This is a genomic window from Skermanella mucosa (genome assembly GCF_016765655.2).
GTDB lineage: Bacteria > Pseudomonadota > Alphaproteobacteria > Azospirillales > Azospirillaceae > Skermanella > Skermanella mucosa.
Genome location: NZ_CP086108.1, coordinates 261,883 through 277,500, shown reverse-complemented (window position 1 = coordinate 277,500; position 15,618 = coordinate 261,883). Strand labels below are relative to the sequence as shown.

Here is a 15,618-nt window from a genome sequence, read left to right as displayed (position 1 = left end):
GGAGATGACCTGTGGCTAGGGGTGAAAGGCCAATCAAATCAGGAAATAGCTGGTTCTCCGCGAAAGCTATTTAGGTAGCGCGTCGGATGATTGCCCACGGGGGTAGAGCACTGGATGGGCTAGGGGGCCTCACCGCTTACCAAACCTAACCAAACTCCGAATACCGTGGAGCACAGTCCGGCAGACAGACGGTCGGTGCTAAGGTCGATCGTCAAGAGGGAAACAGCCCAGACCGCCAGCTAAGGTCCCCAAGTGGTGGCTAAGTGGGAAAGGATGTGGGAAGGCCATGACAACCAGGAGGTTGGCTTAGAAGCAGCCATCCTTTAAAGAAAGCGTAATAGCTCACTGGTCTAGACAAGCCGGCCTGCGCCGAAAATGTACCGGGGCTCAAGCCACCCACCGAAGCTGCGGGTGCACGCAAGTGCGCGGTAGCGGAGCGTTGCCTAGGCCGATGAAGGGCACCCGTGAGGTTGCCTGGAGGTATGGCAAGTGAGAATGCTGACATGAGTAGCGACAAAGAGTGTGAGAAACACTCTCGCCGGAAGTCCAAGGGTTCCTGCGCACGGTTAATCCGCGCAGGGTGAGCCGGCCCCTAAGGCGAGGCCGAAAGGCGTAGTCGATGGGAACCTGGTTAATATTCCAGGGCCTGGCAGAGGTGACGAATCCCGAAGTGCGTACGGCCTTATCGGATTGGCCGTGCGCTGGAGGGGTTCCTGGAAACAGCCCTGCCGACAAGACCGTACCCGAAACCGACACAGGTGGACAGGTAGAGTATACCCAGGCGCTTGAGAGAATGGTGTTGAAGGAACTCGGCAAATTACCCTCGTAACTTCGGGAGAAGAGGGCCCCGTTCCTGCGCAAGCAGGGGCGGGGGGCACAGACCAGGGGGTGGCGACTGTTTACTAAAAACACAGGGCTCTGCGAAGTCTCGCATGACGACGTATAGGGTCTGACGCCTGCCCGGTGCCGGAAGGTTAAAGGGAGGGGTGCAAGCTCCGAACTGAAGCCCCGGTAAACGGCGGCCGTAACTATAACGGTCCTAAGGTAGCGAAATTCCTTGTCGGGTAAGTTCCGACCTGCACGAATGGCGTAACGACTTCCCCGCTGTCTCCAACACCAACTCAGCGAAATTGAATTCTCCGTGAAGATGCGGAGTACCCGCGGTCAGACGGAAAGACCCCGTGCACCTTTACTCCAGCTTTGCAGTGGTGCCAGGGTTCCCATGTGTAGGATAGGTGGGAGGCTTTGAAGCCAGGGCGCCAGCTCCGGTGGAGCCATCCTTGAAATACCACCCTTGGGATCTCTGGCATCTAACCGCGCTCCCTGAACCGGGAGCCGGGACCCTGCATGGCGGGGAGTTTGACTGGGGCGGTCGCCTCCCAAAGAGTAACGGAGGCGCGCGAAGGTTGGCTCAGAGCGGTCGGAAATCGCTCGACGAGTGCAATGGCATAAGCCAGCCTGACTGCGAGACCGACAAGTCGAGCAGAGACGAAAGTCGGCCATAGTGATCCGGTGGTCCCGCGTGGAAGGGCCATCGCTCAACGGATAAAAGGTACGCCGGGGATAACAGGCTGATCTCCCCCAAGAGTCCACATCGACGGGGAGGTTTGGCACCTCGATGTCGGCTCATCACATCCTGGGGCTGGAGCAGGTCCCAAGGGTTCGGCTGTTCGCCGATTAAAGTGGTACGTGAGCTGGGTTTAGAACGTCGTGAGACAGTTCGGTCCCTATCTGCCGTGGGTGTCGGAGTGCTGAGAGGCGCTGTCCCTAGTACGAGAGGACCGGGATGGACGCACCTCTGGTGTACCGGTTGTGGCGCCAGCCGCATCGCCGGGTAGCTAAGTGCGGACGGGATAACCGCTGAAAGCATCTAAGCGGGAAACCCCCCTCAAAACAAGCACTCCCCGAGAGCCGGGATAGACCATCCCGTCGATAGGAGGCGTGTGGAAGCGCGGCAACGCGTGAAGCTAAGCCTTACTAATCGCTCGATCGGCTTGATCCCTCGAGCCCCCTCCGGACGCCATGCGCAGCGGCAAGGCCGCAAGCGGCGGTCCACGAGAAACAATGCATCACTTCCGTCCAAGGTCACTTGAACTCATCCTCGACAGAACTCATCGTCGATATCCGGGCGCCCCTGCGCCTGGCCGACCTGGTGGTCATAGCGAGGGGCCCGCACCCGATCCCATCCCGAACTCGGCCGTGAAAACCCTCCGCGCCAATGGTACTGCGTCTCAAGACGTGGGAGAGTAGGTCGCCGCCAGGTCCGCCAGACGCAGACAGTCCCGGGCAACACGATAAGATCCGATACGATACGATCCATACGACAAAGGGCGGGAAGCTTCAGGCTTCCCGCCCTTTGTCGTTTGGAATCCGGTCCGGCACGCCGAGCCGCAGGAACTCGGTCCTCAGCCGGGGCACGGCAAAATCCACGAAGGCTCGGACCTTCGGAACGACCAGCCTGCCCTCCGGTGTGATCAGGTGGACGGGCAGGGGAGGGGGCTCGGCCCCGGACAGCGGGGCTACCAGCTTCCCGGTCCGGACCGCGTCGGCCGTCTGGTATGACAGCACCCGCGTCACGCCACGCCTTTCGACCGCCGAGGCGACGGCCGCCTCCACCCCGTTGACGACCAGCCGCGGCTTGATGGCGACATGCCGCGCACCGCCACTCCCGGACGCGGGCGGGACCATGCCCCGGCCGACTGCCCCGATCTCGCCGAAGCCCTCAGTGTCGGCACCTACCGCGCGCGTGTCGAGTGCCTGGCGCTGGTGTCGCTGGAAGGCTTCGACTGGAACTGCCTCCAGCACATCACGCCCCGTTTCCCGGCGGCGGGCTTATCCTGACTCCGGTTCCGCGATCACGCCGCGCACGGGGCTGTTGATGCGGAGAGGAACCGGTCGGCAATGAGGGAGGTGACGGACATGGCGCGTTTCGGCTGGAGCCTTGCGGCCCTCGTGATTACCGCGCTCAGCCTGGGTCCCTCCTTCGCCCATGTCCTGGAGGCGCCGCCCCGGCTCACGCGGTGGCCGCCGGAACTGTGGCGCGAGGCGACGGTGTTCAACGGGCAGTTCCAGCTTTTCGCCATCGTCGGCGGTCCGTTGGATATCGGCGCGATCCTCGTCACGGCGGTGCTGGCATATACTCTCCGCCACGACCGCCCGAGCTTCCGTTACGCGCTCGCCGGCTCCGCCCTGTTCGCCGCCGGTCTCGCTACCTGGTTCGCCTGGGTGGCACCGGCCAACGCCGTCCTGGCGACATGGCAGCCCGGCCCCGTTCCGGAGGACTTCACAGCGATCCGCGACCGGTGGGAAACCGGGCACATGGCCGTCGCGGGCATCAAGCTGGCCGGTTTCGTCGCGACGGCGCTCTCCGTCCTCCCGAGTGGCGGAGCCTCCGAGCGCTGAGGCATCATACCTTGCGGGCGGGGGGCTTGGCAGGATTGCCGACGACGGTGGCTCCCGCCGGCACGTCCCGCGTGACCACGCTGCCGGCGCCGACGACGGCATCGTCGCCGATGGAGACGCCCGGCAGGATGATGGCGCCGCTGCCGATCCAGACGTTCCGCCCGATCCTGATCGGCACGCCGCTCTCGTAGCCCTGCCGCCGCAGTTCGGGATCGCGCGGATGGTCGGCCGTGACGATCTGCACGAAAGTGCCGATCTGACAGTTCTCGCCGATCTCGATGCCGACCACGTCGAGCAGCACGGCCCCGAAATTGATGAAGGTCCCGCGACCGAGCCGGATATTGTAGCCGTAGTCGCAGTAGAAAGGCGGGCGCACGACGACATCGTCGCCCTTGTGGCCGAGAAGGTCGGTCAGGATCGCGCTGCGCCGCTCGGTCTCGTCGGCACCGGTGGCATTGTAGGCGCGCATCAGCCGGTCCGCCCGCAGATTGTCGGCCGCAAGCTCCGGGCCGACCGCGCGGTAAAGATCACCCGCAAGCATCTTTTCCTTCTCGCTCCGTCCGTCGGTGCCAGACATGCCATGCTCCTTTCCACGCGACAGACCGTTGAACGTCCGGGGCGCGGAAAAGGATGCGCGTCCGGCAAGGTCTATGATCTACTCCCGCCCCGAGAGACGGCGGCACGCGGAGGGACTGGCAGGGTGGCGGCACGGGACGGCAACAGCACCAACCGAAAGCTGGATCTGGCCGCGCGGGCAGCCTGGCTCTACTATATCCGCGGCCGCACCCAGGACGAGATCGCCGCCGAATTGAACGTGTCGCGCCAGAACGCCCAGCGGCTGGTGGCGCTGGCCACCGCCGAGGGGCTGATCAAGTTCCGCATGGATTACCCGATCACCGAATGTGTCGAGATGGCCGAGCGCCTGCGCGACCGTTTCGAGCTGGTGTTCTGCGACATCGTGCCGGGTGAACGGCGCGAGGAAACGTCGCTTGCCGGGATCGCGATCAGCGCCGCCGAGCGGATCGAGAGCTACCTGTCGAGCAAGGCTCCCGCCGTGCTGGCGCTCGGCACCGGACGCACCCTGCGGGCGGCGATTGCGCAGGTCTCCGCCATGGAAAGGCCGCAGCACAAGATCGTCTCCCTGGTGGGCAACCTGACGCGCGACGGGCGGGCCAGCCCCTACGACGTCGCCATGAGGCTGTGCGACAAAACCGGGGCGCAATGCTATCCCCTGCCGACCCCGGTGGTTGCCGACGATGTCGAGGAGCGGAAGCTGCTGCAATCCCAGCGCTGGTACAAGACGGTCAGTTCGCTGGTTCGTCAGGTGAAGGCGTCCTTCATGGGGATCGGCGAGATCGGCTGGGGCTCGCCCCTGCATGTGGACGGCTTCATCACCGACCGGGAGTTGGCCGACCTGGTCAGCGCCCATGCCGTGGGCGAAATGCTGGGCTGGGCGTTCGACCAGAACGGCGAGTTGTTGACGACCACCTTCAACGAGCGCCTGACCGCTCCGCCGCTGGTGGTTCCGGCCGCCGCCCCGACCATCATCATGGGGGCGGGTTCCGCCAAGGTCCCCGCGATCCGGGCCGCCCTCCGCGGCCGCCTTGCCAATGGCCTGATCACGGACGAGACGACGGCGGCACAGGTCCTCGCCCTGGACTGATCCAGGCCGACAAAAGCAGACCTGCAGGATTCACCTGAGCAAGAGCCCAAAGCAGGACATTTGCTCACAAACCCCGACTCTGATTGTCGCAAATGCAGCAACAAATCCCATGTTGCGCCGCTGTGCACGCATTAATCCTTCCAAGGCCCTTGACGACCAAATCTCGTTATGAAAACTTCGCTCAACGCTCGGGCAAATGCTCAAACCCGCTACCGGCAGGCAGTTGCGCCAGGGCGATCATAGGGAGGAGAACAGGATGATCAGCAGGACCCGGTTTCTCGGGCTTCTCGCGGCGACCATGCTTGCGGGAACCACCACCGTCCATGCGCAGACCCGGCTGACGATCGCGACCGTCAACAACGGCGACATGATCGTGATGCAGAAGCTGTCCAGCCGCTTCGAGCAGCAGAATCCCGACATCAAGCTGGATTGGGTGGTGCTGGAGGAGAACGTGCTGCGCCAGCGCGTCACCACCGACATCGCGACCAAGGGCGGCCAGTACGACGTGCTGACCATCGGAACCTACGAGGTGCCGATCTGGGCGAAGCAGGGCTGGCTAAAGAAATTCGACGACCTGCCCGCCGGCTACGACACCGAGGATGTGCTGAAGCCGGTGCGGGAGGGCCTGTCCCACGAGAATACCCTCTACGCCCTGCCGTTCTACGGCGAGAGCTCGATGACCTATTTCCGGACCGACCTGGTCGAGAAGGCCGGCATGACCATGCCGGAGCAGCCGACCTACGACCAGATCAAGGAGATCGCCGCCAAGATCCACGACCCGGCCAACCAGGTCTACGGCATCTGCCTGCGCGGCAAGCCGGGCTGGGGCGAGAACATGGCGCTGATCAGCACCATGGTGAACACCTTCGGCGGACGCTGGTTCGACATGGACTGGAAGCCCATGATCGACAGTCCGGAATGGACCCAGGCGGTAGGCTTCTACATCGACCTGCTGAAGAATTACGGCCCGCCGGGCGCCAGCAGCAACGGCTTCAACGAGAACCTGGCGATGTTCTCCAACGGGCAATGCGGCATCTGGATCGACGCCACGGTCGCCGCCGGCATGCTGTTCAATCCGCAGACGTCCAAGGTCTCGGACAAGCTCGGTTTCGCCCAGGCCCCCGTCGCCTCCTGGCCGAAGGGCTCCAACTGGCTGTGGTCCTGGGCGCTTGCCGTCCCGGAATCCTCCCAGAAGGAGGAAGCCGCGAAGAAGTTCGTCACCTGGGCCACGTCCAAGGAATACATCCAGCTGGTCGGCGAGACGGAAGGCTGGGTCTCCGTGCCGCCGGGCACCCGCACCTCGACCTATGAGACCAAGCAATATGTCGAGGCGGCGCCCTTCGCCAGGTTCGTCCTGAAGGCGATCGAGTCCACCGACCCGATCAACACGACCCAGGAGCCCAAGCCCTATGTCGGCGTGCAGTTCGTCGGCATTCCCGAGTTCCAGGCGATCGGCACCCAGACCGGCCAGACCATGGCGGCGGCCCTGACCGGCCAGATGAAGCTCGACCAGGCGCTGAAGACGGCCCAATCCGCCGCCCAGCGGGCGGTCCGGCAAGCCGGCTACGCGAAGTAGGCGCTCGTCACCGTCGCGTTCCCTCCCGCGGCCATCGAGCCGGCCGCGGGCAGGGGAACCCTGTCCCAGCACACTGGAAACCGCCCCATGTCAGCCATCACAGCTTCCGGGGACGTCAAGCCGGCCTCGCCGGCGCGTGGATCCAGGCAGAAGGTAAGGACGCTGCCCTTCATCGCGCCGTCGGTGCTCATCCTGCTGGTCTGGATGATCGTGCCCCTGGCGATGACCCTCTATTTCTCGGTCATGCGCTACAACCTGCTGAATCCGGTCGTCGAATTCACCGGTTTCGGCAATTACCAATACCTGCTGGAAGACCCCAGCCTGTGGACCGCGATGTGGAACACGCTGGTCCTGGTCGGCTCGGTGCTGGCGATCACCGTGGTGTCCGGCACGCTGCTGGCCGTCCTGTTCGACCAGGAGTTCCCCGGCCGCGGCATCGCCCGCCTGTTCGCCATAGCGCCCTTCTTCGTGATGCCGACGGTCAGCGCGCTGATCTGGAAGAACCTGCTGATGCACCCGATCAACGGCATCTTCGGGTTCCTGTCCCGCTCGGTCGGGCTGGAGCCGGTGGACTGGTTCGCCCAATTCCCCATGACCGCCGTCATCATGATCGTGTCCTGGCAATGGATCCCGTTCGCCCTGCTGATCCTGCTGACCGCCATCCAGTCGCTCGACAACGAGCAGAAGGAGGCGGCGCGCATGGACGGGGCCGGCCCCTTCTCGATGTTCTTCTTCATCATCCTGCCCCACCTGGGCCGCGCCATCTCGGTCGTGGTGATGATCGAGACGATCTTCCTGCTGACGGTCTTCGCCGAGATCTTCGTGACCACCTCCGGCGGCCCCGGCCTCGCCACCACCAACCTGGCCTTCCTGATCTATGTCCGGGCCCTGCTGGAATACGACGTGGGCGGCGCGTCGGCCGGCGGCGTGATCGCCATCGTCCTGGCCAACATCGTGGCCTTCTTCGTGGTGCGGACCATCGCCCGCAACCTGGAAGCCTGAGGAGGAACCGCCGTGAACCATTCCCTCCGTTCGCAGGCCCTGGTCACCGTCCTCGGCTGGGGCGCGGCACTGGTCCTGTTCTTCCCGATCCTCTGGATGCTGCTGACCGGCTTCAAGACCGAGGTCGAGGCCATCGCCACCCCGCCGGCGCTGTTCTTCTCGCCGACGCTGGAGAACTACGAGGCGGTGTTCCAGCGCGCCGACTATCTCAGCTTCGCGCTCAACAGCATCATCGTCTCCCTGGTGGCAACGGCGCTGGCGATCCTGATCGCGGTGCCTGCGGCCTATGCCATGGCCTTCTTCCCGACCAAGCGGACCCGCGGCACGCTGCTGTGGATGCTGTCCACCAAGATGATGCCCCCGGTCGGCGTGCTGGTCCCGATGTACCTGCTGTTCCGCGACTTCGGCCTGCTGGACACCCTGACCGGCCTGATCATCGTCTACACGCTGATGAACCTGCCGATCGTGATCTGGATGCTCTACACCTTCTTCAAGGAGGTGCCGCACGAGATCCTGGAGGCGGGCCGCATGGACGGCGCCCGCGCCAAGCAGGAGGTGACGCTGCTGCTGCTGCCGCTCGCCCTGCCGGGCATCGCGTCCACCGCGCTGCTGTCGATCATCCTGTGCTGGAACGAGGCTTTCTGGAGCCTCAACCTCAGCGCCCACAACGCCGCCCCGCTGACCGCCTTCATCGCCAGCTTCTCCAGCCCGGAAGGCCTGTTCTGGGCCAAGCTGTCGGCGGCCTCGACGCTCGCGATCGCCCCCATCCTCGTGTTCGGCTGGATGAGCCAGCGCCAGCTCGTTCGCGGCCTGACCTTCGGCGCGGTGAAGTAAGAAACGTTTTCAAAGAGGAAACACTCCATGGCAACCGTGACCCTGCGGAACATCCGCAAGAAGTACGGCGAAGTCGAAGTCATCAAGGGAGTGGACCTGGACGTCGCCGACCGCGAGTTCGTCGTCTTCGTCGGACCGTCCGGCTGCGGCAAGTCCACCCTGCTGCGCATGATCGCCGGGCTGGAGGGCATCACCGACGGCGACCTGATGATCGACGGCGTCCGGGCCAACGACATCGGCCCGGCGGACCGGGGCCTCGCGATGGTGTTCCAGTCCTACGCGCTCTACCCCCACATGACGGTGGCCGACAACATGGCCTTCAGCCTGCGCCTCGCCGGCGTCTCCAAGGAGGAGCGCATGCGGAAGGTGACCGAGGCCGCCAACGTCCTCCATCTCGGCCCGCTGCTGGAGCGGCGGCCGAAGGAGCTGTCCGGCGGCCAGCGCCAACGCGTCGCGATCGGCCGGGCCATCGTCCGCCAGCCCAAGGTCTTCCTGTTCGACGAGCCCTTGTCCAACCTTGACGCGGCGCTCCGCGTCCAGATGCGCATCGAGCTCGCCAAGCTGCACGAGAAGCTGGCGGCGACCATGATCTACGTGACCCACGACCAGATCGAGGCCATGACCATGGCCGACAAGATCGTGGTGCTGCAAGGCGGCGTGGTCGAGCAGGTCGGCAGTCCGCTGGAGCTTTACCACCACCCGCGCAACCTGTTCGTCGCCGGCTTCATCGGGTCGCCCAAGATGAACCTGATGCCCGGCCGGGTGATCGGCCGGGCCGAGTCCGGCATCACCGTCGAGCTGGCGAACGGCATCCCGCTGTCCGTGCCGGTCAAGGCGGATCGCGCGGCCGTCGGCGACGAGGTGACGGTCGGCATCCGGCCGGAGCATCTGCGCCTGACCTCCGACGGCGAGATCGCCGGCACCGTGCTGGTGACCGAGCGGCTGGGCGGCCTGACCTTCCTGCATATCCAGGTGCCCGGAGACATGGTCATGATCGTCCAGGCCGACGGCGACGAGGCGGCCTCGATCCATGACAACGTCAAGCTGACCGTCAACCCGCGGGGCTGCCATCTGTTCGGCCGCGACGGCATGGCGGTCGAGCACATGGCCCGCCACCACCTGATCGAGCCCGGCCCCGCCGGCCGGCGCTCCGCCTGACCCTCATCGAGGAACCGAAGACCATGTATCTGCAAAAATACGACCTTTCCGGCCGGACCGCCCTCGTCACCGGCGGAAGCCGCAACATCGGCCTCGCCTGCTCCCAGGCGCTGGCGGAAGCCGGGGCCAAGGTGGTCATCGCCGACATCTCGGAGGACTTGGCCTTCTCCGGCCGCGAGCAGCTCGTCAAGGCCGGCCACGAGGCCGAGGCCGTCGTGCTCGACGTCACCGACCCGACCCAGGTGACCTCCGTCGTAGACGGCATCGCCCGGACCCATGGCGGCCTCGACATCCTGGTCTGCAACGCCGGCATCGCGCGCAGCGACGTGCCGGCGGAGGAGGTCGCCGACGAGCACTGGCTGAACGTCATCGACGTCAACCTCAACGGCGTCTTCTGGTCCTGCCGGGCCGCCGGCCGCCATATGCTGGCGAAGGGCACGGGAGCGATCGTCAATGTCGGTTCCATGTCCGGCTTCATCGTCAACAAGCCGCAGCCCCAGTCCTACTACAACGCCTCCAAGGCGGGTGTGCACCACCTGACCAAGTCCTTGGCGGCGGAGTGGGGGGAGCGCGGCGTCCGGGTGAACGCGGTGGCGCCGACCTACATCGAGACCTCGCTGACCAAGTTCGGCATGGAGGACGAGCGCATGTACCCGGTATGGCTGGAGAACACGCCCATGCGCCGGGTCGGCCAGCCGGACGAGATCGCCTCCGTCGTCCTGTTCCTGGCCTCGGACGCGTCCAGCCTGATGACCGGCAGCATCGTGCTGGCTGACGGCGGCTACACCTGCTGGTGAGGGCGAGGCATGATCAGGCTCGACGAGCTGCGCCGCATCGGCACCACGGATGTCGCCGTCAGTCCCCTCGGCTTCGGCGGCAACGTCCTAGGCAACCTCTACGACACGGTCGAGGAGGATGCCGCGCTGGACACCGTGGCCGCGGCCTACGAGAGCGGCGTCCGTCTGTTCGACACGGCGCCGCTCTACGGCCATGGCCTCAGCGAGCACCGGATCGGCACCGCCCTGCGGCGCTACCCGCGCGACGGGTTCGTGCTGTCGTCCAAGGTCGGGCGGCTGCTGAAGCCCCACGGCAAGGTGCCGCCGCCGAGGCTTGATCCGTCCCAGGGCGGCATCTTCACCGGCGAGCTGCCTTTCCAGCCGGTGTTCGACTACACCTACGAGGGCACGATCCGCTCGGTCGAGGACAGCCTCCAGCGCCTGGGCATGAACCGGATCGACATGGTGCTGATCCACGACGCCGACATGTGGACCCACGGCGACGCCTATGAGGCCCGGCTGGAGGATGTCCGCACCGGCGCCCTGCCGGCCCTCCGCCGCCTGAAGGAGGAGGGCGTGATCCGCGCCTTCGGCGCCGGCGTCAACCAGGCGGAGGCCTGCGAGCGGCTGATGGATATCGGCCGGTTCGACTGCTTCCTCCTGGCCGGGCGCTACACCCTGCTGGAGCAGGGCGGGCTGGACCGGTTCCTGCCGCGCTGCGCGGCCGAGCAGGTCTCGATCATCCTGGGCGCCCCCTTCAACTCCGGCATTCTGGCGACCGGGGCGACCGAGAATGCCCGCTACAACTACCTTCCGGCCCCGCCGGAGGTGAAGCGGCGGGTCGCTGCGATCGAGGAGGTCTGCCGGCGCCATGGCGTCAGCCTGCCTGCGGCGGCCCTCCAGTTCCCGCTGTTCCACCCTGCGGTGACGACGGTCATCCCCGGCTCGAAGTCCCGGGCGGAGGCGGAGCGCAACGTCGCCCTGATGACCGAGGCGATCCCGCCGGAATTCTGGCGCGACCTGCGGAAGTCGGACCTGATCCGGTCCGACGCCCCGATCCCATGACGTGCTCCATGGGAGGAGGCCTGGTCATCTTCGACTGCGACGGCGTGCTGGTGGACAGCGAACCGATCAGCATCCGCTGCACGGCGGCGGCGCTGAACCGGTTCGGCTACCGGATCGACGAGGACGGCGTGTTCGACCGTTTTCTCGGCGCCAGCACCGCCTCCATGGTGGCGGCCGTGGAGGAAAGCCTCGGCCGCCCGCTGGCGCCCGAGGCCCTGGACGACCTCCGCCGGGAAATCCTGGCGGCCTTCGACCTTGAACTGACGGCGATCCCCGGCGTCGCCGAGGCGGCGGCCCGCCTGGACCGGCCCTTCTGCGTCGCCTCCAGCAGCATCCCGGAGCGGATCCGACACTCGCTGCGCCTGACCGGCCTGCTGCCGCTGTTCGAACCCGCGATCTTCAGCGCCACCATGGTCGTCCACGGCAAGCCGGCGCCCGACCTGTTCCTGCTTGCCGCCAAGCGGCTGGGGGCGGCGCCTGCAGGCTGCATCGTGGTCGAGGACAGCATCCATGGCGTGCGCGCGGGTCAGGCGGCCGGGATGAAGGTGCTGGGCTTCACCGGCGGCAGCCACATTTCCTGCGACCCCGCCCGGCGCGTGCGTCATGCCTGGCGGCTGAAGCAGGCGGGCGCCGCGCTGGTGTTCGACCGCATGGAGGAATTGCCCGGCCTTGTCCGCGAGGTGTCGCGCTAACCCGGCCACAGCCGGGCGGCGCCCCGGACGCCGCTTGAATCACCGTGCGCCGCCCGGAGCACCGGCGTCCGGCACTCGCCGCCGAAGGTGTGCCGGGCGAGCAGGGCCGGCACCGTCCGGTAGAGGCGGGCGATGTTGGAGATGCCGCCGCCCAGCACGATCACGTCGGGATCCATCAGGGTGACGACCTGCCCCAGCGCCCGGGCCAGCCGGTCCTCGTAGGTCCGCAGTACGGCGTCGGCGATCCCGTCGCCCGCATCGGCACGCGCGGCGATCTCGGCGGCCGGCCGGAAGACGCCCGAGGCGTCGCGGTAGTCGGCCTCGAACTCCGGCCCCGCCAGGAAGGTCTCGATGCAGCCGGTCCGCCCGCAGAAACACGGCTTCCGGCCCAGCTCGGCGCCCCGCCGCTGGGGCAGTTCCAGATGCCCCCACTCGCCGGCCGCCCTGTTGCCGCCCTCGTGGACCTGGCCGCCGAACGCGAACCCGCCGCCGCACCCGGTCCCCAGCACGGCGGCGAACACGACACCCGCCCCGGCCGCGGCACCGTCGAAGGACTCCGACGCCGCGAGGCAGTTGGCGTCGTTGGCGCAGCGGACCGGCCGGCCGAGCGCCGCCTCCAGGTCGTCGCGGAACGGCTGGCCGGTCATCCAGACGGAGTTGCTGCCTTTGATCCTGCCGGTGGCTGGGCTGATTGATCCCGGCATGCCGACCCCGACGCTGCCCCGCCGCCCGGCCTCCCGCTCGACCGCGCGGACGATCCCGACGACCGCTTCGACCGTGGCGGGATAGTCACCGCGAGGCGTCGGCACCCGCAGGCGCACCACGGCAACGTCGTCGGCATCGAGGGCGACTGCCTCGATCTTCGTACCGCCGACATCGACTCCGATCCGCATCGCTTTCACCGGCAACATCGTTGCAGTTCCAGGCGGGAACGATAAGGAAAGCCGCAAGCATGCGCCAGCGCCGCATCCGCGGTCGCCGCTTGATCGCGCTTCCGACAAGGGGCGCATGGCTTCGAACGCCCGGATATGGGCGATTCCGCTTGCGGACACGCTTTTGATGCTCGGTAAGCCGTTCGTCTTGGCGACCGGTGCTGCAGCCTGCACCGCGCCGCACAGCTTGGTCGCATAGGCTGATTGACAACAGCCGTGGCGGAGGCGATGACATCGGTCCACCGTGTCCATCGGAAATCATGCCGATCCGCCCCGAAGACCGCTTCTACTATCCCATCGACTGGCGCCAGTTGTCCCTGGCCGTTCGTTTCAAGCGCGCCGGCGGGCGTTGCGAGAAGTGCGGCCGGCGCCACTTGGCACGGATCCGGGTCTTGCCCGACGGCCGCTGGATGGACTGCGCCGTGGGCGATACCTGGCGCGACCGGAACGGCCACCAGTGCCCCTGGCCGGACATCGTCGAGATCGCCGGGTCCAAGCTGAGCCGGGTCGTCCTGTCCTGCTGCCACAGGGACTGCAATCCGGAAAACAACCATCCCTCCAACCTCGCGGCCTGGTGCCAATGGTGCCACCTGGACTCGGACCGGCCGTGGCATCGCCGGCAGTTCGCCCTTACCATCAAGATGAGGCGGTCGCTGGGCGATCTGTTCCACGGCGTCTACCGGCGCTGGTGACGGCGGGCGGCACCTGACTTTCACGAAAGAATCTTCGAGCATCATGGACCTGCAAGCCCTCCTGTCCGGTATGGTCGCCGTCATAGCACCCGTGCTGGTGGTCGCGGCGCTCGGGTTCGGGTGGGCCCGTGCCAAGCTGCCCTACGACAGCGCGTTCATCACGACCTTCGCCATCAATGTCTCGACGCCTTGCCTGGTCTTCTCGGCGTTGACCCGGCTGCCGCTGGGCGGGGAGCAGGTCTGGACCATGACCGTCGCGGCGGTCGCCTGCATCCTCCTGCCCGGGCTGGTCGCCCTGCCGATGCTGCTGGCGGCCCGCATCCCCTGGCGCGTCTATGTCCCGGCGCTCAGCTTCCCCAACTGCGGCAACCTGGGCCTGCCGATCTGCCTGTTCGCGTTCGGGGAGCAGGGGCTGAGCCTGGCCGTAATGTTCTTCGCCGCCATGGCGGTCGGCCAGTTCACCCTCGGCCCGGCCCTGGCCTCCGGACGGATCAACCTGAAGCAGTTGGCCACGACGCCGGTGCTCTACAGCGTGGCCCTGGCGTTGACGCTGCAGCTGACGGAGACGGCGGTCCCGAAATGGATCGCCAACACCACCGGCCTGCTGGGCGACTGCGCGGTGCCGCTGATGCTGTTCTCGCTGGGCGTGGCGCTGGCCCGGCTGAGGTTCGGCGGAACCGCCCGCGCCCTGCTGCTCTCCGCGTTGCGCATCCTGCTGGGCGCCGCGGCCGGCTTCGGCGTGTCCTGGGCGATGGAACTCGAAGGCATGACGCGGGGGGTGGTCGTCCTGCAAAGCTCCATGCCGGTGGCGGTATTCAACTATCTCTGGGCGGTGCGCTACAACAACTCGCCGGAGGAGGTCGCGGCCATGGTGCTGGGGTCGACCGTCCTGGCGTTCCTGGCGATGCCCCTCCTCCTGCTGGCCGTCCTGTGAGGAGCCGGAGCGCTTGACGGTGACCTGAATCAATACTGTGCGCTATGTCTCTGTAATTTGGACTAATGCATCCGGCTCATGGCGGGAGACAATAGATTATGACAAGATGAAGTTCGGAAGGTTGTAGACGGCCTTCCGGGACTATCGGGATGCACCGAAGTGGTGAGATTCCCCTGCAAATGAACGCTGGCCGAAAACACTGCGGGCTAGACGAACGGGAGGAAACATATGTTTTGGCGAAAAAGCAACAATAATACCACCGCAAGCAACAGCGCTCCCACTAACACCGTCAGCTACAGCTCGGTGAAGATCCACCCCTCCGTCGACAACGGCGTGGTCGCCGGTTCCCCCAATTTCGCCGGTGGAACGCTGCATTGCAAATGCGCGCGCAACCCCGTCGAGATCCAGATCAAGGGCAATTCGGCGCACAACCATGTCTGCGGCTGCACCAAGTGCTGGAAGCCGGCCGGCGCCCTGTTCTCCATGGTGGCCGTGGTGCCGCGCGACAACCTGAAGGTCACGGCGAACGCCGACAAGCTTCAGGTCGTGGATTCCTCGGCCGCGATCCAGCGCCATGCCTGCAAGGAATGCGGCGTCCACATGTATGGAAGGATCGAGAACACGGCCCATCCCTTCTACGGCCTGGACTTCATCCATACGGAGCTGTCCGACCAGAAGGGCTGGAGCGCGCCGGAGTTCGCGGCCTTCGTCTCCTCCATCATCGAGGCCGGTGCCAAGCCGGAACAGATGGCGGGTGTCCGCGGCCGGCTCCGCGAACTGAAGCTGGAGCCCTATGACTGCCTGTCGCCGCCGCTGATGGACCTGATCGCGACCCACACCGCCAAGAGCAAGGGCGTCCTGGCGGCCTGAGGCCACGGCCGGGACGGCGGCA

General features: G+C 66.2%; 14 protein-coding genes, 2 rRNA genes and 1 pseudogene (1 of these 17 only partly in view). 14 read left to right on the top strand and 3 right to left on the bottom strand.

What is annotated here, in order from left to right; translation table 11 throughout:
* Positions 1-2,002 (top strand): 23S ribosomal RNA (locus tag JL100_RS34240); it begins 741 nt to the left of the window's first position.
* 146 nt (positions 2,003-2,148) lie between these two features.
* Positions 2,149-2,263 (top strand): 5S ribosomal RNA (rrf, locus tag JL100_RS34235).
* A 77-nt stretch (positions 2,264-2,340) separates the two neighbouring features.
* Here rrf and JL100_RS34230 read toward each other — a convergent pair.
* Positions 2,341-2,682: pseudogene (locus JL100_RS34230) on the bottom strand (LysR substrate-binding domain-containing protein); the annotation flags it as partial.
* A 237-nt stretch (positions 2,683-2,919) separates the two neighbouring features.
* On the opposite strand from JL100_RS34230, the gene JL100_RS34225 reads away from it, so the two are divergent.
* Positions 2,920-3,402: a hypothetical protein gene (locus tag JL100_RS34225; protein ID WP_228421708.1), complete on the top strand. Its 483-nt coding sequence runs from the start codon at positions 2,920-2,922 to the stop codon at positions 3,400-3,402.
* 4 nt (positions 3,403-3,406) lie between these two features.
* On the opposite strand, the gene JL100_RS34220 is transcribed toward JL100_RS34225, so the two are convergent.
* Positions 3,407-3,979: a sugar O-acetyltransferase gene (locus JL100_RS34220; protein WP_228421707.1), complete on the bottom strand. Its 573-nt coding sequence runs from the start codon at positions 3,977-3,979 to the stop codon at positions 3,407-3,409.
* A gap of 123 nt (positions 3,980-4,102) precedes the next feature.
* On the opposite strand from JL100_RS34220, the gene JL100_RS34215 reads away from it, so the two are divergent.
* From JL100_RS34215 to JL100_RS34180, 8 genes are all read left to right on the top strand, one after another.
* Entirely contained in the window at positions 4,103-5,065 is a 963-nt protein-coding gene (locus tag JL100_RS34215) for a sugar-binding transcriptional regulator (protein ID WP_202685350.1), read from the top strand.
* Positions 5,066-5,321: 256 nt separating this feature from the next.
* Positions 5,322-6,641, top strand: coding sequence for an ABC transporter substrate-binding protein (locus tag JL100_RS34210; protein ID WP_202685351.1), 1,320 nt, complete (start codon positions 5,322-5,324; stop codon positions 6,639-6,641).
* A gap of 87 nt (positions 6,642-6,728) precedes the next feature.
* Positions 6,729-7,643 (top strand): carbohydrate ABC transporter permease, encoded by a 915-nt coding sequence (locus tag JL100_RS34205; protein ID WP_202685352.1) that lies wholly within the window; start codon positions 6,729-6,731, stop codon positions 7,641-7,643.
* Between the two features lie 12 nt (positions 7,644-7,655).
* Entirely contained in the window at positions 7,656-8,477 is an 822-nt protein-coding gene (locus JL100_RS34200; protein ID WP_228421706.1) for a carbohydrate ABC transporter permease, read from the top strand.
* A gap of 27 nt (positions 8,478-8,504) precedes the next feature.
* Positions 8,505-9,635 (top strand): ABC transporter ATP-binding protein, encoded by a 1,131-nt coding sequence (locus JL100_RS34195; protein ID WP_202685353.1) that lies wholly within the window; start codon positions 8,505-8,507, stop codon positions 9,633-9,635.
* A 23-nt stretch (positions 9,636-9,658) separates the two neighbouring features.
* Positions 9,659-10,432: an SDR family NAD(P)-dependent oxidoreductase gene (locus JL100_RS34190; RefSeq protein ID WP_202685354.1), complete on the top strand. Its 774-nt coding sequence runs from the start codon at positions 9,659-9,661 to the stop codon at positions 10,430-10,432.
* A 9-nt stretch (positions 10,433-10,441) separates the two neighbouring features.
* Positions 10,442-11,476, top strand: coding sequence for an aldo/keto reductase (locus tag JL100_RS34185; RefSeq protein WP_202685355.1), 1,035 nt, complete (start codon positions 10,442-10,444; stop codon positions 11,474-11,476).
* An 8-nt stretch (positions 11,477-11,484) separates the two neighbouring features.
* Positions 11,485-12,168 carry an HAD family hydrolase gene (locus JL100_RS34180; RefSeq protein WP_202685356.1) on the top strand — a complete coding sequence of 228 codons (684 nt, stop codon included), beginning with the start codon at positions 11,485-11,487 and terminating at the stop codon, positions 12,166-12,168.
* Here the strand turns inward: JL100_RS34180 and JL100_RS34175 are convergent.
* Positions 12,165-13,061 carry an ROK family protein gene (locus tag JL100_RS34175; protein WP_202685374.1) on the bottom strand — a complete coding sequence of 299 codons (897 nt, stop codon included), beginning with the start codon at positions 13,059-13,061 and terminating at the stop codon, positions 12,165-12,167. The two genes, JL100_RS34180 and JL100_RS34175, sit on opposite strands and share 4 nt — an antisense overlap.
* Positions 13,062-13,360: 299 nt before the next feature.
* On the opposite strand from JL100_RS34175, the gene JL100_RS34170 reads away from it, so the two are divergent.
* The 3 genes from JL100_RS34170 (at position 13,361) to gfa (ending at position 15,596) form a co-directional block, all read left to right on the top strand.
* A complete protein-coding gene (locus JL100_RS34170) occupies positions 13,361-13,792 on the top strand; it encodes a hypothetical protein (protein WP_202685357.1) in 432 nt (143 codons plus the stop codon).
* A 43-nt stretch (positions 13,793-13,835) separates the two neighbouring features.
* Positions 13,836-14,726, top strand: coding sequence for an AEC family transporter (locus JL100_RS34165; RefSeq protein WP_202685358.1), 891 nt, complete (start codon positions 13,836-13,838; stop codon positions 14,724-14,726).
* Positions 14,727-14,954: 228 nt separating this feature from the next.
* Positions 14,955-15,596, top strand: coding sequence for an S-(hydroxymethyl)glutathione synthase (gfa, locus tag JL100_RS34160; RefSeq protein WP_202685359.1), 642 nt, complete (start codon positions 14,955-14,957; stop codon positions 15,594-15,596).
* Positions 15,597-15,618 lie beyond the last annotated feature (22 nt).

Coding starts and splice junctions, on each gene's coding strand:
- JL100_RS34205 (WP_202685352.1), top strand. CDS start 6,729: ATGTCAGCCATCACAGCTTCCGGGGACGTCAAGCCGGCCTCGCCGGCG.
- JL100_RS34165 (WP_202685358.1), top strand. CDS start 13,836: ATGGACCTGCAAGCCCTCCTGTCCGGTATGGTCGCCGTCATAGCACCC.
- JL100_RS34185 (WP_202685355.1), top strand. CDS start 10,442: ATGATCAGGCTCGACGAGCTGCGCCGCATCGGCACCACGGATGTCGCC.
- JL100_RS34190 (WP_202685354.1), top strand. CDS start 9,659: ATGTATCTGCAAAAATACGACCTTTCCGGCCGGACCGCCCTCGTCACC.
- JL100_RS34175 (WP_202685374.1), bottom strand. CDS start 13,061: ATGCGGATCGGAGTCGATGTCGGCGGTACGAAGATCGAGGCAGTCGCC.
- JL100_RS34210 (WP_202685351.1), top strand. CDS start 5,322: ATGATCAGCAGGACCCGGTTTCTCGGGCTTCTCGCGGCGACCATGCTT.
- JL100_RS34225 (WP_228421708.1), top strand. CDS start 2,920: ATGGCGCGTTTCGGCTGGAGCCTTGCGGCCCTCGTGATTACCGCGCTC.
- gfa (WP_202685359.1), top strand. CDS start 14,955: ATGTTTTGGCGAAAAAGCAACAATAATACCACCGCAAGCAACAGCGCT.
- JL100_RS34170 (WP_202685357.1), top strand. CDS start 13,361: ATGCCGATCCGCCCCGAAGACCGCTTCTACTATCCCATCGACTGGCGC.
- JL100_RS34195 (WP_202685353.1), top strand. CDS start 8,505: ATGGCAACCGTGACCCTGCGGAACATCCGCAAGAAGTACGGCGAAGTC.
- JL100_RS34180 (WP_202685356.1), top strand. CDS start 11,485: ATGGGAGGAGGCCTGGTCATCTTCGACTGCGACGGCGTGCTGGTGGAC.
- JL100_RS34220 (WP_228421707.1), bottom strand. CDS start 3,979: ATGTCTGGCACCGACGGACGGAGCGAGAAGGAAAAGATGCTTGCGGGT.